The sequence below is a fragment of the Kitasatospora sp. NPDC028961 genome, assembly GCF_055564815.1.
On record NZ_JBVHVO010000006.1, the window covers coordinates 173,662 to 197,822 of the forward strand.

The window sequence follows — 24,161 nt, forward strand, 5'->3', positions numbered from 1 at the left end:
AAAACACACCTAACGGGAGAGAAGCACCAACCCCTCGTCCACCCCTCTCGCCTTTACCCCCGCTTCCTCCCCCCCCCCTCCCCGCTTTTTTTTTTGTCCTCCCCCCCCCCCCCCCCGCCGGCGTTCCCGGCCGACCGGGCGCCGGGATCCGCGACGGCTGTGCACTGCCGGGACGGTCGGTCGTTGAACCGGGTATCGCCGCCGGCCCGCTCGTCGGCTGTCGGGTGCGGGCGGCCATATCGGGATGGTGAGCGGCTCCCTCCGGAGCAGGTCGGGTGGGGGTGGTCGCGGCCGTCAGGTGGGCCAGGGCGGCGCGGGTGCAGTCCAGCACGGGGGTGGTGGTGTCCAGGCGCAGCGCGGGGACGGTGATCAGGCTCTGCGGAGGCCTTGAGCCGCCGGGGGAGGCCCGGGTCGCGGTTGGCGGCCGGGTGCGTGCCCGTCCGCACGTCCCGGTGCAGACGGGCGGCGGCGACGTCGTCAGGGAAGACGTACTCGATGACGTGCAGCGGCCGGCCGGTCTCCTCGGCCGGCCGCTGCACGTCCTCGACCCGGGAGCGGAGGGAACAGGCGCGGCCGTCGAGGACCACGGCCGCCTCCGGGTGCTCGCCGAGGTGCCGCGCGGCCGTCAGGTGAAGGACATGGGCGCAGAAGCCGTCCTGCTCCCGGGTGTAGGAGTCCAGGTGCGGTCCGAGCAGCGCGTCGCGGACGCGGTCCGGGCCATTGCCCAGCGCGGTGTACCTTCCGCCCCGGGCCTGTCCCGGGGTGCCCGCCGGAGCGTTGGCCGAAGGCCTGCTCCGGCGGGCAGGAGCGTCAGCGGGGTGAACCGCGTCAGCTGGTCGGGGCGGGGAAGCGCGCCCAGACGCGATGGGTGGCGAGCAGCTCTGCCAGGCCTGTGACCAAGTCGGCCGGATTGTCCGCGACGAGGACCCCGGGCGCCTGGGGGTCGACGGCGGCCGACACCCAGACGGGCCGGGCGGCGGGGAGGCCGGCCACGGGCTTGGCGTGCCGGTAGGCCTCGTTGACCAGCAGGGCGACGCGGGAGTCGACCGCTCCCTGGGCCGGCCCGGACTTGGCGTCGCGCGCGCCCAGGTCGTCGGCGCCCGGCGCCGGCGCGCCGGTGACCACGAGGGCGTCGAACTCCACGGAGCGGGCGGCGGCGAACGTCCGCTGGACGGTGAGGTCCTCGGCGAGCGGTGCGCCGGTGGGGGCGATGAGCAGAGCGGTCATGCCGGCCGCGCGGACGGCGTCGCGGGCCTGGCGGACGGTGTCCAGGTCGCTGCCGGGGCCGGCGACGACACCGACCACGCGGCCGTCGACCGGCCAGCTCGCACCGAGCTGGGACAGGGCGGGGCTCGGGGTGGCGTCTGCGGGCTTGACGGTGGCCTGCGGTGCGGGCAGGCCCAGGCCGCTCGCCACCTCGGCACAGAGGGTGGTGTCGATGTTGGCGAGGACGCCGAGGACTCGTTCCTTGATCGCCTGCTCGTAGACCTTGGTGAGTTCGAAGGTGTAGGCGGCGATGACGTGCTGCTGCTCGACCGGGCTGAGGCTGAGCCAGAACAGCCGGGGCTGGCTGAAGTGGTCGCCGAACGACGCGGGCGCCTCGCGGACCTTGTTCGCGGCCGCGAGGGGGGTGGGGAACTCGATGTAGGCGCGCTCGTCGGCACCGGCGAAGAAGGGGCAGCCGCCGTCGAGCGAGTTCGGCTTGTAGGGTGCGACGCCGGTGTGCACCGCGTCCTGGTGGAAGCCGTCGCGGAGCATGTCGTTGACCGGCGCGTGGGTGCGGTTGATCGGGATCTGCGCGAAGTTCGGGCCACCGAGCCGGGTGATCTGGGTGTCGAGGTAGGAGAACAGGCGTCCGGCGAGCAGCGGGTCGTCCGTGACGTCGATGCCGGGCACGAGGTGGCCGGGGTGGAAGGCGACCTGTTCGGTCTCGGCGAAGTAGTTGCTCGGGTTGGCGTTGAGGGTCATCAGGCCGATCGGGCGGACGGGGGCGAGTTCCTCCGGAACGATCTTGGTGGGATCGAGCAGGTCGATGCCGTGAAAGGTCTGCTCCGGGGTGTCGGGGAAGACCTGGACGCCGAGCTCCCACTGAGGGAAGGCCCCCGCCTCGATGGCGTCGGCGAGGTCGCGGCGGTGGAAGTCAGGGTCCATGCCGCCCAGCAGCTGGGCCTCCTCCCAGACGAGGGAGTGTACGCCCGCCTTCGGCTTCCAGTGGAACTTCACCAGACTGGCGGAGCCCTCGGCGTTGACCAGGCGGAAGGTGTGGACACCGAAGCCCTCCATCATCCGCAAGGAGCGCGGGATGCCGCGGTCGGACATGTTCCAGATGGTGTGGTGGGTGGCCTCGGTGTGCAGGGACACGAAGTCCCAGAACGTGTCGTGGGCGCTCTGTGCCTGCGGGATCTCCCGGTCCGGGTGCGGCTTGCCGGCATGGATGACGTCGGGGAACTTGATGGCGTCCTGGATGAAGAAGACCGGGATGTTGTTGCCGACGAGATCGAAGACGCCCTCGGTGGTGTAGAACTTCGTCGCGAAGCCGCGCGTGTCGCGCACCGTGTCCGCCGACCCGCGGGAGCCGAGCACGGTGGAGAAGCGCACGAAGACCGGCGTCTCGACACCGTCCGCGAGGAACGCCGCCTTGGTGACCTCTCCGGCGGTGCCGTAGCCGCGGAACACGCCGTGGGCGGCGGCGCCACGGGCGTGCACCACCCGCTCCGGGATCCGCTCGTGGTCGAAATGCATGATCTTCTCGCGCAGGTGATGGTCCTGCAGCAGCACCGGGCCCCGCGGGCCCGCCTTCAACGAGTGGTCACTGTCGAAGACCCGCGCGCCTTGCGCCGTGGTGAGGTAGCCACCGCTCTGCGACCGCACGTCCCGAGCGGCTCCGCTGTCGCGCCCGGTGGCGGAGACGGCGGCCGGCTCGTCCTGGTCGGGCTTGGGTGGAAGGGGAGCCCGCGGTTCCGTCGGCTCGGCCACCGACGGTGGCTCGGCCCCGGGGGCGCCCGGGACGGCTGGCCGGGCCCGGTCCTTCACCTCGGCCACCGCGTCCGCCACGGCGTCGACGACCTTCCGTACGGGGTTGGACTTGTCCATCGGTTCCTCCGATTGCCGGAAAGGGCAGTACGTGCTGAATCGGTCGGCGCACTCACGACCAGGCGGCCTGGCGCCGCCCCCAGCATCGAGGCCGGGCGGGTGGGGCGCGCTGCTGGGGTGGCTGTTCGGGTCGGGAGCGCTTCGGGTCAGGACAGGATCGCGTCGGCTGCCTTCTTCAGGGCGCCGGGCTGCTGCGGCGCGCGGGGTGCCTTCGCCCGCGCTTCGATCAGGCGGGCGCCGATCTCCTGCAGTTCCTTTCGGCCCAGCGCTTCGCGGACCTTGGGGAACCAGTCGTTCTCCTCCTCCTCGATGTGGTGGCTCACGCTCTCGATCAGCACGGTGGTCTTGGCGTCGAAGCGCTCGTCCTCGGGGCTCATCGCGGACAGTTCGGTGCAGAGCAGGTCGGCGACGTGATGTTCCTCGTAGGACTCCAGGATGTCGCTCTCCAGGTCCGGCACGAGCCTGCGGACCTCGGGGTACATCACCTCGTTCTCGATGTAGGTGTGCACGGTGAGGGCTTCCAGGATCTGCTTCACCAGGTCGGCCTTCTCCGCGCGGGCGTTCTCGCCGGCGCTCGTGAAAGCACGGAACAGACGGCGGACGTCCTTGTGGTCCTCCTTGAGGAGAACGATGGCGTCGGTGGACATGAGGGTTCCTTTCCGCGGGCTGCGAGGTGTGCCTCCCCGTCTCCCCCGCCCGCCCCCGCCGCATGCATGCCCGCCGCCGAACGGGTGGATGCCGTCGGCCTCCGAGGACCGGTCGTCGAGACCGTCACCGCGGCAGGAACCGCCGGCTGGGGGATCGCGTGCAGTCGATGCCGGCGGCGTCCTCTCCACCGTCGGATCGCTCGAGCCCGACCAGACCGTCGACGTTCGCCTGCTGGGCCTGTTTCGGTCGGCGGCCTTGACCTCGACGGCGCCCGGTGCGCCATCGACCGGGATCTGCGAGGGGTCGTTGCCTGGACCGCTCTGCGTCGTGGCGGCGGGGCCGGAGCGGTGACGCGCGGCTCCGCGGGATGGGGGCGTGCCACCATTGGACGGATAGTCTTTGCGGAGATAATCTATGCGTAGATCGCCTAGCCGAGGAGACCGCCTTATGTGGGAGTACGAGCACAGCATCGAGACCAGCGCCACCCCCGAGGCGATCTGGCGACTCTGGGCCGACGTCCAGAACTGGGGTACCTGGAACGCCGAGATCGACAAGATCGAGATGAATGGCCCGTTCGCGGCGGGCACGCAGATCACGATGGTGCCGCCCGGGGACGACCCGGTACTGCTGCACATCGCCGAAGCCGTCGAAGACGAGCTATTCGTCGACGAGGCGCGCTTCGACGGCCTGCTGCTGCGCACGATCCACCGGATCCACCGGATCGACGAGACCCGCATCCGCGTGGTGTACCGGATGGAGATCACCGGCACCGGCGCCGACGAGGCCGGCCCGCAGATCGGCCCGGGCATTACCGCCGACTGGCCCGAGACAATGGCCTCGCTGGCCGAGCTGGCGCTTCGCTGATGCCCCTCAGCCCCGGAGACAGTCCCGGATTCCTGCTGTGGCACGCCACCCTGCGCTGGCAGCGCGACATCGCCACAGCCCTGTCCCCGCTCGATCTCACCCACGTGCAGTTCGTGCTGCTCGCCTGTACCTGGTGGCTCAACACCCAGGGCGAGCATCCCAACCAACTGGCCCTCGCCCGCCAAGCCGGCACCGACGTCAAGATGACCTCCCAGGTACTGCGCACCTTGGAACACAAGGGACTCATCGAGCGTGACGTCGACCCGGCCGACACCCGCGCCAAACGACTGCGCGTCACCGCCACCGGTTCTGACCTGGCCCCACGCGCGATTGCCGCCGTCGAGCGCGCCGACGCGCGGTTCTTCGAGCCGGTGCCCCTCGACGACGCGGTGGCCCTGCTCGGCCGCCTGGCCCATCCCGACACCTGAAACGCCCTCACCGGCAACCGCAAGCCACCGAACCCGGACGGGAAGGTCGACTCCGCCGCGTCCGCAGGCCCGAGGAGACCACGCTTCTCCACCCTCCGCTGTAGCAAGCCGGTGAACTACCGCCAGGGTTTACCTCCCGGATCAGTCAGGAGGGGGAAGCTTCCAGCCGGACATCTCCCTAGCGTGGTGGCCACACCGGAGCGGCGCCACAGACGGCCGCCCCGGCGGCCGCAACGAGAACGCTGCCCACGGGGGCACGGCTGCGGCAGACAAGGGGGAACCATGAACGCACTTCGACGCACGGCCACCGGCTTGGTCACCACGGCGTGCGCCATGAGCATGCTCGCCTTGACGGCGCCCACCGCGGGTGCCGCCGACGCCGAGTCCCAGGCCGTAGTCCGGAAGGACAAGTACAAGACCGTCTCCTGCTTGGGACAAAGCCTCAAGGTCTGGTACCGCGACTACGACAACAACCGGACCATGCTCCGTGAGGCGTACCACAGCAGTGGCGGAGACACCTGGTCGCTCGTGCAGCTGAAGTGGCGCGCGGACGGAGGGAAGACGACCATCCAGACCGAAGAACTGACGCCGCGGTTCTCCGACATATGGCCCGACTCCGCCACCAAGGACGTGGCCATCGCCAAGAGCCGCAAGCCGTACCTCAAGGTCACCTTCAAGACGGCCTTCCCCGGCGTCGGCGATTGTTCGAAGTACATCGAGCTCGACTGACCTGACCGCGCCGCGGACGAAGGGGGTGACAGCGCCGGTGCTGCGAGGGTGGCGGCACCGGCGCTGCCCGTTGCCGCGGCGCCGGTTGTGGCCAGTGACCGACCCTTGGATGGACGGTAGGCCGCGGGCCCCTCAATACGGTTGACCATCTGGAGGTTCGGAGACGGTAGGGCCGCCTGCGGACGGCGGTACGTGTTCCGGGCGAGTGCGCAGCTCGCCAGGGGAGTCAAGGGGAGACGTGGACATCAGCGGAGTACAGGGCGAGCCGACCAGCTACGGTCTCCGGCCGCCACCACAGGTGCGCCGACCGGAGCAACAGCGCGAGACGAGCACCGGGACGCCCGCTGGCTCCGAGTCGCTGCCGGCCGGCCGTCCGGCGCCTCGACCGGTGCCGGGCGCGGCAGCCCCGGCAGCCGGTGCTGGGCGGCTGATCGGCGGCCGGTACCGGTTGCTGGAACGCCTCGGCGCCGGCGGCATGGGCACGGTGTGGCGGGCTCATGATGAGGTAGTGGACCGGGACGTGGCGCTCAAGGAGCCGCAGGTGCCGGACCACTTCACCCCCGCCGAACGTCGAACGGCCTACCTGCGCATGGAGCGCGAGGCCCGTGCGGCGGCCCGGATCGACCACCCGTCGGTGGTCGCCATCTTCGACGTGGTCACCGAGTCCGGTCGGCCGTGGATCGTGATGGAGCTGCTGCGTGGCAGGTCGCTCGCCGAGACACTGGAGGAGGGCACGCTGGCCCCGCAGGAGGCGGCCAGGATCGGGCTGGCGGTCCTGGGCGCCTTGGGTGCGGCGCACGAGGCGGGCGTGCTGCACCGCGATGTGAAGCCGGGCAACGTGATGCTGGGCCGTCATGACCGAGTGGTGCTGACGGACTTCGGCATCGCGCAGGTGGAGGGGGAGCAGCGGCTCACCGAGACCGGTGCCTTCGTCGGCTCGCCGGAGTACCTGGCCCCGGAGCGGGTGCTGGGGCGCCGCCCCGGGCCCGAGTCCGATCTGTGGTCCCTGGGCATCATGCTCTACCAGGCCGTCGAAGGCGTCTCGCCGTTTCGCCGGCAGACCACTCCCTCCACCCTGCAGGCGATCCTGCTCGCCGAACTGCCGGCGCCCCAGCAAGCGGACGGGCTCACCGGTCTGCTGACCGGGCTGCTGCTCAAGGAGCCGGAGCGCCGGCTCACCAGTCAGCAGGCCGGACCGCTGCTTGTCGCCGCCACGGAGCCGCCGCCCCGGCAGGTCGTGCCCTTCGCCCCGACCCTGCGGGGCACGGACGCCCTTCCGGCCCCGTCCGTGGTCCGGACCCGGCGCTGGCTGCGCAGTCGCACCGGACTCACCACGAGCGTGGTGGGCGCGGTCGCCCTCGCCGTTGTGGTCGCCCTCGTCGTGCAACTGGCGGGGGGCGACCTCCCGGACGGGTGGAAGCGCTACGACGAGTACCGGATGCAGTTGGCCCTCGCAGCCCCGGCCGACTGGACCATCAAGACCCTGGACGGCCTGGAGGACACCAGCGGCGCCTACCGGGGCACCTCCTACACCTCGCCCAAGGGAGACATGTGGATCGGGGTCGACCGGAAGGAGAAGTCCACCGAGACGGCCCGGGCGATCGCCGAGCGCTGGAAGCGGGAACACGAGAGGGCCACCCCTCCGCAGGGTGGCGCCGCCAGCGTGGCGACGGTGGAGTCCGCCACCGAGCAGGGCCGGGACGCTGCGATCATCACCGAGACCTACAGCCAGGACAGCAAGGGGACGCCCAGGCGGCTGTCCAAGGCCTTGATCCTGGTCAGTTCCCGTCAGGAGCGGCTCAGCATCTGGGTGGACGTCCCGGCCGGCACGACGGCGGGCCAGACCGCCGACGACCTTCTGCGGAAAGTCAGGTCGGCCTACCAGGTCCGGAACCTGTGAGGAGGTCCCCGCGACGCCGCTGCCACCCGGTCAGCTGCCGCCTGGTCAGTTGCGGCCCGGTCAGCTGCCGCCCGGCGCGGCGTCTCCCGCCGAGGGACCCCAGCCGGGGGTGACCTGGCCGGGGGTGACCAGGCCACTCTCGTAGGCCGTCACGACGGCTTGGGCGCGGCTGGCCAGACCGAGTTTGGACATCACCCGGTTCAGGTGGGTCTTGACGGTGGCGATGCCCACCACCAGCCGCTCGGCGATCTCGTCATTGGTCAGGCCCTGCCCCACCAGGCGCAGCACCTCGGTTTCACGGCCCGTGAGCGCCTCAAGGCGCTCGGGCCGCTCCTGGTCCGGGCCGGGCTGCCGGGCGAACGTCGCGATCAGCCGCCGAGTGATGCTGGGGGCGAACAACAGCTCACCGCCGGCGATCGACTCGACGGCCGCGAGCAGGCGTTCGGGCGGGGTGTCCTTGAGCAGGAAGCCGCTCGCGCCGGCCCGCAGGGCGGCGTAGACGTACTGGTCGAGGTCAAAGACCGTCAGCATGACGACCTTGGGCTTCGGTTCGCGCGCCTCGGCAAGAATCCGTTCCAGGGCGGCGATGCCGCTCATGCCGGGCAGCCGAATGTCCATCAACACCACGTCGGGGCGGCACCGGGCCGCGAGTTCCACCGCCTCCTCGCCCGTGGCGGCCTCTCCGACCGCCTCCAGGCCCGGTGCGGCCCGCACCAAGGCGGCCAGCCCCGCTCGGATCAACACCTGGTCGTCCACGATCAGAACGGACGTCATGGTTGCCGTCTCCCCCTCACCGGCGGGGCCGAGGCCCACCACCCCTACGTGCCGGACGCGGGAAAGGGTATCGAGAAGTGCACCTCGAATCCCCCTTCCGGCCGGGGGCCCGCTTCCACCGACCCGCCGTAGAGTCTGACGCGCTCATGCATCCCGATCAACCCGAGTCCGCTGCCCGGCACTTCGGCCTCGCCGCCCCGTCCGTCGTCCGCCACCCGGCATGTCAGCCGGTCGGCCCCGTACTCCAGACTCACGGCGGCGGTGACCGGCCGGCCTCCGTGTTTGATGACGTTGGTGAGCGCCTCCTGGACGAGCCGAAAGACGCAGAGGTCGGCGCCCGCAGGCAGCGGGCGCGCGCGGCCCCGTACGGTGACCTCTACTTCCGCACCGGCTGCCCTGGTCCGTTCCACCAGGTCTTGGAGCCGGTCCAGACCGGGCGCCGAGTGGTAGAGCCGGTCTTCCTCGGACGAGGCCTCTGGAGCCAACCGCAGAACCTGGAGCAGCCCGCGCATCTCCTCCAGAGCCACACGGCTGGTGGTCCCGATCGAGGTGAGCGCCGCCCGAGCGGCGGCCGGGTCGGAGGTGAAGACGTAGTCAGCCAATCCGGCCTGCACAGCCAGGGCCGAGAGATGGTGGGCGACCACGTCGTGCAGCTCGCGGGCGATTCGCACCCGTTCCTCGACCACGGCATGGCGGGCCCGCAGAGCCTGCTCCTGCCTCAGCCGCTCGGTCAGTTCGGCGAGTTGGGTGTTGCGCTCCGACAGGTTGCGCATGCCGGTGGCGAAGTACCACACCGTCCCGACGCAGATCGCCGACTGCGCAAGCGCCAGCGCGGGTCGCATGTCGGCCGCAACTCCGCTCACCATCCAGATCCCGGTGGTGACCGCGGCGGCGGCGGTCGCCCGGGTCGGACGGTGCACGATCACGGTGTAGCAGGCCAGCAGCGGCGCCCACGGGTTCACCGACGGCTGGAAGCGGGCCGCCGTGTAGACCAGCAGCCCCCCGCAGGAGACCAGGAACACGAGCCACGGCGCCCGACGCCGCACTGCGAGCGGCAGGTGGACCAGTACGGTCAGCCCTATCGCCCAGACGTCGAACGGACGCCATCCCTCGGCGCGGTACTGGGCCGCATACGTTTGGAAGGCGTAGACGACGGTTACTCCGGCCAAGGTGGCCGCGAGAACCGAGTCGAGCACCCCGGGATCGACTCGAAACCGCCGTCCGTCCCCACCCTCGCGCATTCCCGCACTATAGGCGGCAGCCCGGCCATGCGTCGTCAACCCTGAGGTTGATGGCGGTCCGTCCAGGCCGTGACCGGGCAGGTGGCGCCCGGCTCGCGCGAATTGGCGTTGATGGTTGCTTCGTCACCGGCAGGCTTGCTGGGTATCGCGTGGACGGTCTGCCCGGTCGGGGTGGATGATCCGGTCATGCCGACTGAAGAAGAGCTCGTTTCGATGGAGGTGCGCATCGCCGCCGCGTCCATGGGTGCGTGGGTTCCCGTGCTGGAGACTCGTGGTGCTACCGGCGGGGCGAGCTGTATCCAGATCGCTCCAACCACTGCCGTGGATGACGATGAGATGTATCTCAGTCGGTTCATCAACGGAGAACGGGTCCAGGTCGGTCCGGATCTGCAACTGGATGCCGATCTCGACTTCATCGCTGCCGCGCGACAGGACATGCCCCGCCTGGTCGCCGAGGTGAGGCGGCTGCGAGGCCTGCTCCAGGGGGACAGTGACCCGCGGCATGCCGCTTTCGTGGCGCTCGGTGAGCTCGGGCGAAGCCTCGACTACCGTGACCGGGCGGATGCCGGTCGCGGCCTGGCTGCCTTCGCCGACATGCCAGAGGCCCTCGGGCCGCTGCTGGAGCTCGTGCTCGACCGGGGTAACACCTTCGTCACCCGGGTGACTGCGGAAGCCGTGCTCCGGCGCGTGGACAGGGCCGGGCTGACGGTAGTCGCCACCGCGATGGCGGTCGCCAACTCGAATCACAGCGATTGGATCCACACCGCAATCGTCGATGTGTTCAGCATCTTCTCCGAGGACCGGGACAAAGCGATGCAGCTGTGCGAGGAGATGCTGCGGGACACCGACGACCGGGTTGCCCTGGGGGCCCGTCAGCTGCACGAAATCCTGGCCGAGATCGACCCAGTTCTTCGCCCCGCGTAGCGCGATCATCCCGGCGGGGTGGCGATCTGGGCTTCGAGGTCGGCGACGCGGCGGTGCTGGAACCGCAGGTTGGAGCGGGTGGCCGGCAGGCGTTCGTCGAAGCCTCCTGGGTCCATTCGGCTGCCAGGCTCTCGTCGCCGAGCACTTCCGTCTCGCCGCTCGCCGGGGCTTGGGCGCGCCGGCCGCCACCCGCAGTGCCAAGGGTGATGCGGTGGTCGTCGAGAGCTGGGATAGCGGTCCGCGGCTGTGCGCCGTCCGCGGCATCGACCACCGGCTGCTCGGATGGGTCCGGGAACTGCGCCGGGCCCATCAGGGCCGGCCCCCTGGGGAACCGTCGTTGACGGGCGCCTGGTCATCGACGCGACCGACGCCGTGCCCGTCCTCTTCGAGGAACCGCACTACGGCGTCTCCCTCCTGCACCGCGCCCTCGGCCAGCACCTCGTCAGACCCACGACACCGGCCTGACCGCGGGTCCTCCGCCTTGATTCGACGAGCCGGAGCGGTCAGACACTAGCTTTAGAATCGTATATCACATACCTTTCATCTAGCTCGGGAGACGGCATCGTGGGACTGGCGGCGGCGTTCCCCGGTGCGCGGCTTCCCGACCTCCCCACCTGCGTGTAGAAGCGATCCGTGACCGGATCCCGGTCGATCTGCGGGTGTCCGAGCACGGCGTCCTTGCTGTCCCAGAAGAGATTCGCGCTCGGGCTTCGCACTCGACGAGACATTGCCGACACATCCTTGTCCGACCTGGAAACCCCCAGACTCCGTCACACACAGCAAAGCCGCGTCCCGGTCCAAGCACCACCGATTCGACCACCGGCGGTGCCGCTGTCCGCGGTGCCCTTCCGGTTCGGCCCGGGCGTGGTCGATCGCGTGGTTGTGGTCGTTCAACCCCCCGGCCAGGTGTCCGGCATCCCCATGTGGTTTCCGCTCATGGGGTGTCCTCTTCATACCCCTCGCAGGTCCAGAGAAGAGAGATGAGGAACAGTTATGCGAAGATCCCACCCGATTCGGCGCGGGGCTGCCTTGTGGGCAGCGGCCGTGCTGTCGGCCGCGTTGCCGATCGCGCTGTCCGGCCCGTCGGTCGCCTCCACCCCGTTGCCGGAGGACTTCTTCGCCTCCCCGACCGGGGCAGGCAGTACCTGCAGTGTCACGGCCCCGTGCGCCCTTGCCACGGCCCGCGACATCGTACGCACCCACACCGCGGGCATGACTCATGATCTGCGGGTGTTCCTGCGCGGCGGCGCCTACCGCCTGGACGCCCCGCTCACGATGGGTCCGGCAGACTCAGGCACCAACGGTCACACCGTGACGTACCTGTCCTACCCGGGCGAGAAACCTCAGCTCACCTCGGCCGAACAGATCACGGGGTTCTCGCTGTACGACTCGGCGACAGGCATCTGGCGGGCTCAGGTGGCAGCAAGCCCCCGCCGCGACCTCGTGCTCAAGAGCCGGGACATGTTCGTCAACGGCACGCGTGCCCAGCGCGCCAGGACCAACTCCTTCGACAGCAGGGTGTGGTCCGGCAACAGCGGGTCGTGGACCAGTACCCGCTACACCCCCACGGGACAGACCGCGCTGCAGGGCATCGACATCAGCGCCTTCTCGCGGCCGAGCGAGGTGGAGATCGTCGACGACACGGCCTGGAAGCAGGAGCGTTGCCCGCTGAGCAGTGCCTTCGAGGAGACCGTCACGCCCCCGGCGGGCGGCACCAGCACCGAGATCAAGCTGACGGCCGCCCCGGCCTGCTGGGCCGATCAGGGTATGCGCTTCCCCGGGTACCCGCTGAGCGGGGCCGGTGCGCCGAGACTGGCCAGCATCGACTGGCTGGAGAACTCCTACAAGTTCCTCGACGCCCCCGGGGAGTTCTACCTGGACCAGAGCGCCGGCTACGTCTACTACAAGCCGCGGCCGGGTGAGAATCTCGCCGCCGCTGATGTCGAGGTGGCCACCGCCACGGAGCTGTTGGACCTCTCCGGCACCCCGGGGCACGTGGCCCTGGTGAACGCGACCTCGTCCAACACCACGATGACCGGCGGCTTCGCAAAGGCGAACGACAACCCGCCCTCGCCGCCGGCGGGTGAGGCGGCAGGCACCCGGTTCGGCGACTACAACATGGACGCGCTGGTCTCGACCACCTCCGGCGCAACACTCAGCTACACCTTCACCGGTACGGGCATCGACGTCATCGGTGAGAAGCAGGTCGACGGCGGCAACGTGGACGTGTCGATCGACGGCGGCGCCCCCACCACGGTCTCCAACCGTGGCACGGAGCGCCTCGCCCAACAGGTGCTGTTCGCCCGCAGCGGGCTCAGCGTCGGCCAACACACCGTCAAGGTGACCAACCGCACCGCGGCGGCTTTGCGGGTCGACGCCTTCGCGGTACTTCCGTCGCCGATCGCAACGGTCCACGACATCGCCTTCCGGGGCATCACCTTCGCCTACACCACCTGGGCCGATGTCAGCACCCACGGCTTCACCGACGGCCAGGCCGGCATCGCCTGGGCGCCGGGCACGCACACCCCGCTGAGGATTCCCGCCGCTGTCGAGGTGCACCGCGGCAGCAACATCACCTTCACTGGCAACGAGATCGTCCACACCGGCGGAGTGGGCATCGCCTACGCCGACGGCACCCAGAACTCCGCGATCAGGGGGAACTGGATCCACGACACCGCCGCCGGCGCCGTCAACGTCGGAGAGGTCGACGACTACTACCTCACCGACCCCGCCCGGATGACCAACCAGATCGCCGTCACCGACAACACCGTGGAGCACACCGGTGTCGGATTCGCCGGCACCGTGTCGATCTGGGCCGGCAACGGTCGTGGCATCGACATCTCCTTCAACGATGTCGGCCACGCCCCGTACAGCGGGATCTCACTCGGCTGGGGCTGGGCCTGGGCCTCCGACTGCGGCATGCAGGCCGCCGAGTACAACCTGGCCCACCCGGCTCCCGCTCCCCAACGCACGGCATCCACGCCGTGCACCCATGGCACGGTCTACTCCGGCGGCAACTCGATCACCGGTAACCACGTCCACGACGTGATGGGCGAACTCGCCGACGGCGGCCTGATCTACGTCCTCGGCGGGCAGGGCTCGGGCGGCACGGTCCCCTCCGTCATCTCCGGGAACCTGCTCAGCGGCTACAACAAGGCGACCGGCATCTTGTCCAACAAGGCTCTCTACCTCGACGAGGGCGCCTCCTACTGGGACGCGCACGCCAACGTGATCCGGTTCGCCGACCGTGCGCAATGGACCCGGCTGTGGACGCCCACCATCCACGACGACACCATCCGGGGGACCTACGCCAACATCAGCACGTACTCCACCAACGGCACCGACTGCACTGTCGAGCCGGCGGTCGTCGTCACTGACGGAAACTGGCCGGCGGCCGCGCAGCAGATCATCGCCGGCGCCGGACCCCGGGCTCCCTACCGCCAGAGCGCAACCCAGCTCGACGACGACAACCAGGCCGTCGGGTACCTCGGGATCTGGACCGTGGCCGGCTTCCGAGGGCAGGGCGACCTGCACGACACCCTCCACACCACCACCGTCGACGGCGACTCCGCGACCCTCACCTTCGCCGGCACGGGCGCGAGCGTGATCGCCGAGAAGAGCCCCCTGCAGGGCACCGTCGAGGTCTTCGTCGACGGCACCTCCAAGGGCCTGGTCGACACCGCCGCCCCCAGCATCCTGGCCCAACAGACCATCTACACCGTTAGCGACCTGAACGCGGGCAGCCACACCATCAAGGTGGTCAAGCGCGGCGGCTCCAGAATGTCCGTCGACGGCTTCACCACGACTCACAGCACCACCACCCTGAACGACACCGACCTGCCCCCCACCGCGTACACCCCCTCCGGGGCGTGGACCGCCCAGAGCAACATCTACGGTTATCACCACAACGACGATCACTTCGCCTCCGCCGACGGCTCGGCGGTCACCGTGACCTTCACCGGCACCGGTATCACCGCCCGTACCAAGTTCGACAACGACGGAGGTACCGTCGGCGTCCGACTCGACGGAACGGACCAGCCCGACGCGACTACCTCGTTCGCCGTCCTGCTCAAGCCGCAGGTTCTCTACTCCGTCTCCGGTCTCCCCTACGGGCAGCACACCCTCACCCTCACCAAGCGCGACGGTATCCACATCGTCGCCGACACCTTCGACGTCACCATCTGACCACCCGCCAGGTCCGGGACCCGCCGTAGCCGCCCGGCTACGGCGGGTCCCGGCCGAGGGGCTGCCGGGATGTGCCACGGAGTGACTGGGCGTCCACCGCTGGGTCGTCGAACGGACCATGGCCTGGCTGCACGGCTTCCGCCGCCTGCGCATCCGCCGGGAACGGCGCGGCGACATCCACGAGGCCTTCCTCGGCCTCGCCACCTGCCTGATCACCCACCACCACGTCCAACGCCTTTGTCAGGACCTCTGGGGCCGCCCTGGACGCCCGGGCCCTCGCAGGAGGAGGACCTTGCCCGACGCGGACGTGTGTCCCTTTCGGCCCGCGCGCCTTCGCCGCACACTGGGCTGACGGTCGACATCCAGCAGCGCGCCGTCGGCCCACCCGAGCCGCGAGCGGACCGGGCCGGTGTTGTCGGTGGCGCTGGGGCGGTCGCGCGGGTAGGACCGTCCCAGGCTCACTGCTGGGACGGTCCTGGGGTGCGGGTCGCGGTCTCGGTGGTCACTGGTTTGTGCGTGAATGGCCGACCACCTGGCGTGGCGGCGCGCGTACGGAGGCCGGCCGGGCGGTGGCGGTTCGGGGTCCTTTCCAGCGGGCTCTGCGGCCTGGCCGCGCCGGCAGATGGCGGAGAGGCCGCTGGTGGTGGCGGCGGGTACCGGGGTGAGGGCCCGGCGTGTGTGACGGATGGTGGGTTGGGGCGGGTGCTGGGGCCGAGGGCGGCGCCGGCCGGGCGGCTGTCGCCCTCGGCGGGGTGGATGTCAGGGGGTGCGGACCCAGAACTCGATGGAGCGAGGCGGGACCGTGAGGGTGAGAGTGGGGCCGGCCAGGCGGCCGATGTACTGGTTGTTGAGCGTCGGGCTGTAGCGCTGGCCCTGGAACTGGGCCGTGGTTCGGGTGTTGATCGTGTAGGTGAACGGCGTGGTGGAGTTGCGGTTGGTGACGACGAGCACGGGCTTGCCGTCGGGGGTCTTCCAGGCCATGATCCGGTGGTCCCGGAACGGGTACCCGTCGCTGGCCAGGGGCTCGTCGACCTGGTAGCGGACCGAGTCCCAGGGCATGTACTTGACGAACCCGGAGACGGCGTTCCAGGCCTGGGGGTTGAAGTCCCAGTGGCCGGTCTGGATGTTCGGGAAGTGGCCGGAGCTGAAGTCGGTGTCGCTCGGCGGGCGCCAGAAGCCCAGCCCGTAGTTCCTCGACTCGGAGTTGGTGGTGGGCTTGAGGGCATGCAGCCAGAACCAGGTCGAGGCGTTCTGGAAGGTCATCCAGTTCATGATCGACTGGGCGGTGTTGAGGCACTGGCCCTCGGGGGTGAAGGCGTTGTCCAGGTATTCGAACTCGTTGTTGAACACGGCCTTGCCTGCGGCGCCCGAGGTGAAGTCGCCGGTGAGCTGCTCGTTGCTGTTCGTTCCGATCCGGTGGTACGTCCAGGCGTCGACCAGGGCGAGGGCTGCCGGGTCCGCCTTGATCGACGGCCCGATCGCGCCGCCCCAACCGCCTTGGCTGTCCGCGTGGATCGTGATGTCCGGGTAGGCGGCCTTGGTCTTGGGTGCCACGGCCTTGAGCGCCTCCACGTACTGGGCGGCGGTGTACACGCAGGTGGAGTACCCCACGCCTCCCTGCCGGGGCTCGTTCTGCAGGCCCCACATCGAGATCGGGACGCCCCGGGCGGAGAGGTACTGCAGGTCGGCGACCATCGCGTCGCCCAGGGCACTCAGGCTGGCGGGGGTGAAGGAGGCGAGCGAACCGCCGACCAGGTTGTTGTTGCTCTTCCAGCCCGGGGCAGGCGACCAGTACTCGGCGGCGACGCCCTCGATGCCGGCCTGCTGAATCATGTCGGCGAGCAGGGCGGCCTGACCGAGGTAGGGGCTGTACTGGTCGATGTAGCGGTCCTGGAGGTGCTTGCCCGTGGAGTCCGTGCCCCGGTAGTACAGGCCGAGGGCCAGGCGGCAGTAGCGGAAGCCCCGGTCGGAGCGGCCGGCCTTAAGCATCTGCTGGTAGAAGCGGGTGCGTTCGCTCGGGACCAGGTCGTAGGGGACGCCGTTCACCGCGGTGGGCAGCCCGTTGTTGCCGGATCCGATGGAGTCGGACTGGATCTCGAAGCCGAGGCCCTTGATGGTCTGCTTGGCGGCCATGTCGAAGCGGATGTCATAGCTGCCGGAGGCGCCGTCGGCGGCGAACGCCGGGCCGGCGGCCACGAGGTTGAGCACGGGGCCGGCCGCCGCAGCGGCACCCAGGGCGGCGGCGCCGCGCAGGATCGATCTACGGCCGGGGCGGTGGGGCTCGGACTGGTTCATGGGATCGTCTCCGGAGGTGGGGGCGGAGGATGGGCTTGGGTGGACCGGGCGGCGAAGCTTCGCCTTCGACGACGTCCTCGTCGAAGGCGAAGCCGCGCCCCGTGTCCTCGGGGGACGCTGAGGACACCGTCCTCGAACTCCGGCGCGTCGGCCGGGGCCCGGTACAGGCTCGGGGCCGACAACCGGCGGTATGCGTAGGCGTGCAGGTCGGGAACGACCGCGCGGAGGCCGGTGCCCGCTGCCGACACTGTGGGACAGTGCGGACCCCGGCCCTCGCCTCCTGGTCCGGCGGCCCCGCCGGCTCCTCGACGAGGGCTCGTCGGAGGCCGACAATCCTTCCCATGACCGGATGGGCGAGGGCGGAGGCGTGGGGCTGGGAGACCGGGCCCGTGATGACGGACCGAGGAACGTGGAAGCAAGGTATGCCATATACGAAAGGAGCGCCAGGGGCGTTACCGCTTCACTTCCCGGACATTTCGTTTTTGCCGCCAGCTCACGGCCAGCCGGCCGGCTCCCCGGATGCTCCGGCGAGTGTCACGACGGTAGACATGGAGCCGCGTGGGCCGTGCGGGCGCTCCGAAGGTCGGTCGTGAGAGGGGAACCCGCGAGGAGCCGGCTGGGCAGAAGGGGACGACGCCATCGAGGACATCGTGCCCTCAGCGGCGCCCGCCCCGGAGTGCCCGGGTCGGGGTCAGGCCGGGGCCGGTCGGTACGGCGCGGCGGCGGGGGCAGTGACGGCGCAGGGTCGTGAGAGGACGGCGCCGGCCAGTGGGTCGGGGGTGGTCAGTCGGTGCTGGGCGGTGGTCACGTACATCCGTCCGCCGCCGAAGGCGACGCTGCTGACGTGGGGGGTGGGGACCGCGACGTCATCCCGTAGGCGCCCTTGGGGGTCGTAGCAGTGGACGCGTCCGGTTCCCCAGAGGGCGACCCAGAGCCGGCCGCGGTGGTCGACGGTCATGCCGTCGGGTCTGCCCTCGTGCGGGGCGAGGCGAACCAGGGGGCGGGCGGGGCCGAGGCAGCCGGTGGCCGGGTCGACGTCGTGGGCGGCGATCAGGCCGCGGGCGCTGTCGGCGAGGTAGAGGGTGGTGCCGGTGGCGTCGAAGGCCGGCCCGTTGGGGACGGTCAGCCCGGTCAGGACCCGGTGGGTCGAGCCGTCCGGGTCGATCCGGTGGAGCGCGCCGGCGCCGGGCGCGGCGTCCACGGCCATGCTGGTCGCCCAGAAGCGGCCCGCCGGGTCGCAGGCCCCGTCGTTCATGCGCAGCGGGCGCTCCTGTCCCACCGCCACCCGGGCCAGCCATTTCGGCTGCCTGCCGGGGCGCAGCAGGGCGATGCCGGTGCCGGTGGCGGCGATCCACTGGCCGGGGCGGCCGGTGAGGGGGGCGACCGCCCCCAGTGGCAGGTGGAGGTCCTGCTCCAGCCGGGGGCGGGGGTAGTCGGGGTGGCAGCTGTAGAGGGTGCCGCGGAGCAGGTCGACGTAGTGGAGCCGGCCGTCGTGCCAGCGTGCGGCTTCGGCGAGGTGGTGGCGGTCGGGGGTGGTGGGTTGCCAGTCGTGCGGTGCGGTGGGGTGGGCTGGGGTCATCGCAGGGTGGTGCCGGGTGCGTGGTCCAGCAGGTCGAGTTCGTGGCGCTGCGGCAGGCCCTCCCAGTCGCCGGTGGCGGCGACGGCGAAGGCGCCGGTGGTGACGGCCCGCGCGAGGCGGCCGGCGGGCGGCAGGCCGTCGAGGAGTGCGGAGAGGTAGCCGGCGACGAAGGCGTCGCCGGCGCCGACGGTGTCCTTGACCGGCACCCGGACGGCCGGGCGGGCGATGGACCCGTTGCGGGTGAACACCTCGGCACCGGCTGCGCCGCGCTTGACCACCACCTCGCCCACACCCGCGGCGAGCAGCGACTCGACGCAGTCGGCTTCGTGATGGGCGCCGGCCGGGGCGATCAGGGCGAGTTCGTCGTCGGAGGCGACCACGATGTCCAGCAGGGGAGCCAGGGGGCGCAGCGCGGCGGCGGCGTCCTGGCGTGACCAGAGGGCGGAGCGGTGGTTGACGTCCAGGCAGACGGCGGTTCCCTCGGGGGCGTCCCGGGCGGCGGTGGTGAGGGCGGCGCGGGGGCCGGGGCCGAGGGCGGCGGTGATGCCGGTGAGGTGGAGGACCCGGGTGCCCTCGGCGAGGGCCGTGCCCAGGTGGCCGGGGGTCAGGCGGGAGCCGGCCGAGCCGGTGCGGCGGTAGGTGACCCGGACGAGGTCGGCGACGCGGGGTTCGAAGACCACCAGGGCGGTGGGGGCGGTGGGGTCGACGGCGGCGTGCGAGACGTCGACGCCTTCGGCGCGCAGGGTGCGCAGGACCAGGCGGCCGAACTCGTCGTCGCCGTTGACGCCGACCCAGCGCACGTCGTGGCCCAGGCGGGCCAGGCCGATGGCGACGTTGGCCTCGGCGCCGGCCACCGACAGCTGGAGCGTGCCGCCCAGTTGCAGCGGGCGGTCGGCGCGCAGCGCGGCCATCGCCTCCCCGAAGGTCAGGACGTCGGGCACGGCGACTCCTCGGCGAGGGCGCGGAACGCGGCGATCCGCGCGGGCAGCAGAGGGTCCCCGGCGGTGGTGGCGGCGGCGCCGACCAGGGGGCCGCCGACGCCGACCGCGAGGGCTCCGGCGGCCAGGAACGCCCGCGCCCCGTCGGCGTCCACCCCGCCGACGGGGACGAACGGCACCGTCGGGAAGGGGTCGCGCAGTGCCCGCAGGTAGGCGGAGCCGCCGAGGCCGGCGGGGAAGAGCTTGACGGCGGTGGCGCCCTCGGTGAGCGCGTACGCCACCTCGGTCGGCGTCACGGCGCCGGCCAGCACCGGCAGGCCCAGCGAGCGGGCCTCCGCGACGGCGTCGGTCACCCCCGGGGTCACCGCGAACGTCGCCCCCGCCCGGGCAGCGGCCCGCGCGTCCGCCGAAGTGAGCAGGGTCCCGGCGCCGAGCACCGCGTCCGGACCGAGCGCGGCCCGGGCCCGCTCCAGCACCGTCAACGCGCCCGGCGTGGTCAGCGACACCTCCACCACATCGATGCCCAGGGCGAACAGGGTGAGCACCGCGTCCAGGGCCGCATCGGAGTCATCACCCCGCACGACGGCCAGGATCCTACGGCTGCGCAGGGCTTCGATCAGGTCGGCTGCTTGCACGAATTCCTCCAGGAGACACGCGCGGCGAGGGCTCACGACAGAGCACTTAAGATATCGTATACCTTTGTCTCCTTGTGTGGTCCAGGCCCGCACCGCTCACCCGCCCCACCCCGCCTCCGCCCCCGCAGCGCCCGACGAAAGGTCTCCCACGATGACCCGAACCGCCCTGATCACCGGCGCGGCCGGCGGCATCGGCCGCGCCGTCGCCACCCGCCTGCTGGCCGACGGCCTGCGCGTGGCCGGCCTCGACCTCACCGACCCCCAGCTGCCCGGCCTCACCCACCACCACGCCGACGTGACCGACCCCCACCAGGTCCGCGACGCTGTCCGGGCTGCCCTCGCAGACCTCGGCCGGATCGACGTCCTGGTCACCTGCGCCGGAATCACCGAAGGCGCCCCGCTCCACCTCACCACCGACGAACAGTGGCGACGCGTCCTGTCGACCAACCTCGACTCGGTCTTCCACTGCGTCCGCGAGGTCCTGCCCGCCATGATGGCCGCCGGCTCCGGCGCCGTCGTCACCGTCGGATCCATCCTGCACCGCACCGCCGCACCCGCCCTGCCCGCCTACGCGGCCGCCAAGGGCGCCATCGCCGCACTCAACCGCCAACTCGCCGTCGACTACGGACACCACGGCATCACCTTCGTCACCCTCGCCCCCGGCTGGGTCCGCACCCCCGCCACCGAAGCCAGACTCGCCCCCGGCGAGGAGGACCTCGCACGCCTGCGCGAGAGCAACCCCATGCGAACCGTCACCGACGCCACCGAGATCGCCGACGCCGTCGCCTTCGCCGCCTCGCCCGCCGCCACCATGCTCACCGGCACCGAACTCGTCCTCGACGCCGGCGCCTCCGTCACCAGCCCCGCCAGCCTCCTCCGCGACCCCCACCGCGAACGCATGGGGCTCCCGCCGCTGACGACTCGCTGACGCGGCTCGCCCGTGGAGGCGGTGGCGCGCGGACGACACGGCCGGATCCGTTCGGGGTGCCGGGCGGCCGTGCTCGCCGGGTCAGGGGAGTGTCACGAGTCCTTCTGGCTCTCGTACGCGGCCTGTGAGCTGATGTGCGCCCGTGCCGCCGCCGCGGCCGCCTCCGGGTCGCGTCGGCGCAGGGCGTCCACGATCACGTCGTGCTCGGTGACCACGGACCGCCAGTCCTGGTCGAGCACGGGGGCGATGATGCGATAGCGGCGGATGGTGAGCAGCAGTTGCTCGGTGAGTTCGACCAGGATGCGGTACCCGGCCGTCTCGGCCAGGGCCCGGTGGAAGCGGGAGTTCAGCTCTGCCATGGGTCCGAGCGCGCCGGCGTCCAGGGCGTCGTGCATCGCCTTCTGGATCCCCTCCAGTTCGCCGAGGCGGGCGTCGTCGATCCGCTCGGCCGCGAGTCCCGCGACGAGCGCCTCGATCTCCTCGCGGGCGAGGAAGACGCCGCGCATCTCGACGACGTCGACGGAGGCCACGGTGACGCCCGCGTGGACGCGCGCGACCAGGAGGGCCGGGCGGCCGCGTACGTACTCGGGACGGGCAGGACCCTACGACGGTGCGGGCCATCCTGGGCCCGCACCGTCGTAGGGTCCTGCCGGATCAGAGGGACGGCGCCGGGGCAGGTACTGAGCCTGCGGTAGGCGCGTAGCGCCGGTGCGCGTCGAGCGGGGCGGGGGCGGGCGCGCCCGGCGGCGGCGATCCGTGGCCGGTGGGCCAGGGGCCCGGGAGTTCGAGTACGCGGCAGCCGAACTGGCGGAGCCGGCGGACGACGGCCGCGGCGGCGAGGTCGTCCAGTGAGAACACGAACGGGCCGGGGACGAGTACCAGGTCGATCCAGCCCCGTTCGGCGTGCCGGAGCAGACGCTCCCGGCCCGGGAGGGTGTCCACCGAGCGGTAGCCGTCGTCTACGTAGCCGACGGGGTCCGGCAGGCCGAGCCGGTGGGCGAGAGCCTGGAGGGTGCGGCGTTGGTGTTCCAGGCCGAGTCCGTCGGCCGGGTACGCCCTGAGGTAGAGCGCCGTGCGGAGAGCTCGGCCCCGGGGTGTGCAGGGTCCGGTCATAGTGGTCACTTCCCGGTGCGCGAGGGCAGGGGGCGTCCCACGGGGTGCTGTCGTGGGCCGATCTGGAGCGGTGTACACGCCCGTCGCGCTACTCCTTGACGGCTCCTCCGGTGAGGCCGCGGACGAAGAGGCGCTGGAGGAGGACGAAGCCGATGACGACGGGGATAGCGGCGAGGACGGAGCCGGCCATCAGGAGGTCCCAGCGCGGGTCGAACTGGTTCTGGAAGCGGGCGAGTCCGACGGGCAGGGTGCGGAGCAGTTCGTCGTTGGTGACGAGGGAGGGCCAGGCGAACTCGCCCCAGGTCCACATGAACTTGAGGGCGGCGACGGTGCCGAGGGCGGCCCAGGAGTTGGGGATGAGGATGCTGGTGAGGGTGCGCAGGCGGCCGGCGCCGTCGATGGCGGCGGCTTCGTCGAGTTGGACGGGGAGGGTGACGAAGTGCTGGCGGAGCAGGAAGATGCCGGTGGGGCTGGCGAGGAAGGGGATGATCAGCGCCCAGTAGGTGTCGATCCAGCCGAGGTCGCGCATGACGAGGTAGAGCGGGACGAGGATGACCTGGGTGGGGATCATCAGGGTGGCGAGAATGAGGGTGAGGACGGCCTGGCGGCCGCGGAAGCGGATGCGGCTCAGGCCGTAGGCGGCGAGGGTGTCGAAGACGAGGTTCCCGGCGACGACGGCGCCGGAGACGATCAGTGAGTTGAGGAACCACTGGCCGTAGGGGTAGCGGCTGACGACCTCGTGGTAGGCGTTGGTGGTGAGGTGGTCGGGGAGCAGGTGGTGGCCGGTGCCGATGAGGTCGGCCATCGGCTGGAACGAGGTGAGGACCATCCACAGCACGGGGACGCCGGCGAAGAGGGTCGCCACGCTGAGCCACAGCGCGGGGAAGGTGCGCCTCGGGGCGCGGCTCCTGGTGCGGGCCGGGGCAGGGCGCTGGGCGTGGGGGTGGGTCATGACTCCTCCCGGGAGGTCAGTCGGAGCCGGACGAGGGTGATGCCCAGGAGGATCAGGAAGAGGACGACGGAGGCGGCGGCTGCGACGCCGACGTCGGTGAGCAGGTGGGTGTAGATGAAGGTGACGACGGTGAGGGTGGCGTTGCCGGGGCCGCCCTCGGTCATCACCCAGACCTGGTCGAAGACCTTGAAGGAGTTGAAGAGCAGGAGGAGGAAGACGGCGGCGGTGGCGGGCCGCAGCAGGGGCAGGGTGATGGAGCGGAACTGTCGCCAGGGGCCGGCGCGGTCGATGGTGGCGGCTTCGTAGAGTTCGCCGGGGATGCGCTGGAGGCCGCCGAGGAGGATCAGGGCGTAGATGCCGAACTCCTTCCAGATGCTGACGACGGCGACGGCGGGCAGGGCGAGGTCGTTGTCGAAGAGCCAGCGGGCGCCGTCGGAGCCGACCAGGGCGGCGAGGGTGTTGATCAGGCCGTGGTCGGGTTCGTAGAGCCATTTCCAGATCAGGCCGGCGACGACCATGGGGATGACGGCGGGCAGCACGGTGACGGTGCGGACGAAGCGGGCGGAGGCGAGTTCGCGGTTGGCGGCGAGCGCGGTCGCCAGGGCCAGCAGGTAGGTGCCGACCAGGGTGATCGCGGTGAACACCAGGGTGTTGACGAGGCTGGTGCGGAAGGTTCCGGGGGCGAGGATGGTGGCGTAGTTGTCGGCGCCGACGTAGGTCTTGGGGCCGAGCAGGTTCCAGTGGTCGGTGCTCAGGAGCATCGACTGCACCATCGGGTAGAAGGTGAAGCCGAGGATCAGCAGCAGCGCCGGGGCCACGCAGAGCCAGCCCGCCAGGGCCCCGGTCGGCCGCCGGCGCCGGCGCCGCGAACGCGGGGCGCCGACCGGGGGTGTGGCCTGGGGCGGGCGCCCGGTGTCGGTGATCGTCATCGTCAT

General features: G+C 71.1%; 18 protein-coding genes and 1 pseudogene. 8 read left to right on the forward strand and 11 right to left on the reverse strand.

What is annotated here, in order from left to right; all coding sequences use genetic code 11:
- Positions 1-828: 828 nt before the first annotated feature.
- Both ACZ4UX_RS14600 and ACZ4UX_RS14605 read right to left on the reverse strand, forming a co-directional pair.
- Positions 829-3,093: a catalase gene (locus ACZ4UX_RS14600; RefSeq protein WP_465706864.1), complete on the reverse strand. Its 2,265-nt coding sequence runs from the start codon at positions 3,091-3,093 to the stop codon at positions 829-831.
- A 146-nt stretch (positions 3,094-3,239) separates the two neighbouring features.
- Complete coding sequence (locus ACZ4UX_RS14605; RefSeq protein ID WP_352292618.1) at positions 3,240-3,740, reverse strand: hemerythrin domain-containing protein; 501 nt, start codon at positions 3,738-3,740, stop codon at positions 3,240-3,242.
- A gap of 448 nt (positions 3,741-4,188) precedes the next feature.
- Here ACZ4UX_RS14605 and ACZ4UX_RS14610 point away from each other — a divergent pair, with 448 nt between their 5' ends.
- The 4 genes from ACZ4UX_RS14610 (at position 4,189) to ACZ4UX_RS14625 (ending at position 7,662) form a co-directional block, all read left to right on the forward strand.
- Entirely contained in the window at positions 4,189-4,605 is a 417-nt protein-coding gene (locus ACZ4UX_RS14610; protein ID WP_465706865.1) for an SRPBCC family protein, read from the forward strand.
- Positions 4,605-5,033: a MarR family winged helix-turn-helix transcriptional regulator gene (locus ACZ4UX_RS14615; RefSeq protein ID WP_465706866.1), complete on the forward strand. Its 429-nt coding sequence runs from the start codon at positions 4,605-4,607 to the stop codon at positions 5,031-5,033. Before ACZ4UX_RS14610 ends, ACZ4UX_RS14615 begins: the two co-directional genes overlap by 1 nt.
- A 282-nt stretch (positions 5,034-5,315) precedes the next feature.
- On the forward strand, positions 5,316-5,762 hold the full coding sequence (locus ACZ4UX_RS14620; protein ID WP_465706867.1) for a hypothetical protein: 447 nt from the start codon (positions 5,316-5,318) through the stop codon (positions 5,760-5,762).
- 298 nt (positions 5,763-6,060) lie between these two features.
- Positions 6,061-7,662 carry a protein kinase domain-containing protein gene (locus ACZ4UX_RS14625; RefSeq protein ID WP_465707013.1) on the forward strand — a complete coding sequence of 534 codons (1,602 nt, stop codon included), beginning with the start codon at positions 6,061-6,063 and terminating at the stop codon, positions 7,660-7,662.
- Between the two features lie 60 nt (positions 7,663-7,722).
- On the opposite strand, the gene ACZ4UX_RS14630 is transcribed toward ACZ4UX_RS14625, so the two are convergent.
- Complete coding sequence (locus ACZ4UX_RS14630) at positions 7,723-8,436, reverse strand: response regulator (RefSeq protein WP_465706868.1); 714 nt, start codon at positions 8,434-8,436, stop codon at positions 7,723-7,725.
- A 44-nt stretch (positions 8,437-8,480) separates the two neighbouring features.
- The gene (locus ACZ4UX_RS14635; protein WP_465706869.1) at positions 8,481-9,677 is read right to left on the reverse strand and encodes a sensor histidine kinase; all 1,197 of its coding nucleotides are present in this window, start codon (positions 9,675-9,677) and stop codon (positions 8,481-8,483) included.
- A 69-nt stretch (positions 9,678-9,746) separates the two neighbouring features.
- On the opposite strand from ACZ4UX_RS14635, the gene ACZ4UX_RS14640 reads away from it, so the two are divergent.
- The 3 genes and pseudogenes from ACZ4UX_RS14640 to ACZ4UX_RS14650 form a co-directional block, all read left to right on the forward strand.
- Positions 9,747-10,601, forward strand: a complete 855-nt coding sequence (locus tag ACZ4UX_RS14640; protein ID WP_465706870.1) for a hypothetical protein — start codon at positions 9,747-9,749, stop codon at positions 10,599-10,601.
- A gap of 1,212 nt (positions 10,602-11,813) precedes the next feature.
- The gene (locus ACZ4UX_RS14645) at positions 11,814-14,786 is read left to right on the forward strand and encodes a hypothetical protein (RefSeq protein ID WP_465706871.1); all 2,973 of its coding nucleotides are present in this window, start codon (positions 11,814-11,816) and stop codon (positions 14,784-14,786) included.
- A gap of 85 nt (positions 14,787-14,871) precedes the next feature.
- Positions 14,872-15,000 (forward strand): annotated as a pseudogene (locus ACZ4UX_RS14650) (transposase); the annotation flags it as partial.
- Between the two features lie 545 nt (positions 15,001-15,545).
- Here ACZ4UX_RS14650 and ACZ4UX_RS14655 read toward each other — a convergent pair.
- From ACZ4UX_RS14655 to ACZ4UX_RS14670, 4 genes are all read right to left on the reverse strand, one after another.
- Positions 15,546-17,081 carry a glycoside hydrolase family 30 beta sandwich domain-containing protein gene (locus ACZ4UX_RS14655; protein ID WP_465706872.1) on the reverse strand — a complete coding sequence of 512 codons (1,536 nt, stop codon included), beginning with the start codon at positions 17,079-17,081 and terminating at the stop codon, positions 15,546-15,548.
- A 691-nt stretch (positions 17,082-17,772) separates the two neighbouring features.
- Positions 17,773-18,660 (reverse strand): SMP-30/gluconolactonase/LRE family protein, encoded by an 888-nt coding sequence (locus tag ACZ4UX_RS14660; protein WP_465706873.1) that lies wholly within the window; start codon positions 18,658-18,660, stop codon positions 17,773-17,775.
- Entirely contained in the window at positions 18,657-19,571 is a 915-nt protein-coding gene (locus ACZ4UX_RS14665; RefSeq protein WP_465707014.1) for a sugar kinase, read from the reverse strand. Before ACZ4UX_RS14665 ends, ACZ4UX_RS14660 begins: the two co-directional genes overlap by 4 nt.
- A gap of 14 nt (positions 19,572-19,585) precedes the next feature.
- Entirely contained in the window at positions 19,586-20,233 is a 648-nt protein-coding gene (locus ACZ4UX_RS14670; RefSeq protein WP_465706874.1) for a bifunctional 4-hydroxy-2-oxoglutarate aldolase/2-dehydro-3-deoxy-phosphogluconate aldolase, read from the reverse strand.
- Positions 20,234-20,384: 151 nt separating this feature from the next.
- On the opposite strand from ACZ4UX_RS14670, the gene ACZ4UX_RS14675 reads away from it, so the two are divergent.
- Positions 20,385-21,161, forward strand: a complete 777-nt coding sequence (locus ACZ4UX_RS14675) for an SDR family NAD(P)-dependent oxidoreductase (protein WP_465706875.1) — start codon at positions 20,385-20,387, stop codon at positions 21,159-21,161.
- A gap of 92 nt (positions 21,162-21,253) precedes the next feature.
- Here the strand turns inward: ACZ4UX_RS14675 and ACZ4UX_RS14680 are convergent, their stop codons facing one another.
- From ACZ4UX_RS14680 to ACZ4UX_RS14690, 3 genes are all read right to left on the reverse strand, one after another.
- Positions 21,254-21,691, reverse strand: a complete 438-nt coding sequence (locus ACZ4UX_RS14680) for a GntR family transcriptional regulator (RefSeq protein ID WP_465706876.1) — start codon at positions 21,689-21,691, stop codon at positions 21,254-21,256.
- Positions 21,692-22,362: 671 nt separating this feature from the next.
- Positions 22,363-23,226: a carbohydrate ABC transporter permease gene (locus ACZ4UX_RS14685; RefSeq protein WP_465706877.1), complete on the reverse strand. Its 864-nt coding sequence runs from the start codon at positions 23,224-23,226 to the stop codon at positions 22,363-22,365.
- On the reverse strand, positions 23,223-24,161 hold the full coding sequence (locus ACZ4UX_RS14690) for a carbohydrate ABC transporter permease (RefSeq protein ID WP_465706878.1): 939 nt from the start codon (positions 24,159-24,161) through the stop codon (positions 23,223-23,225). The genes ACZ4UX_RS14685 and ACZ4UX_RS14690 overlap by 4 nt, the downstream gene beginning before the upstream one ends.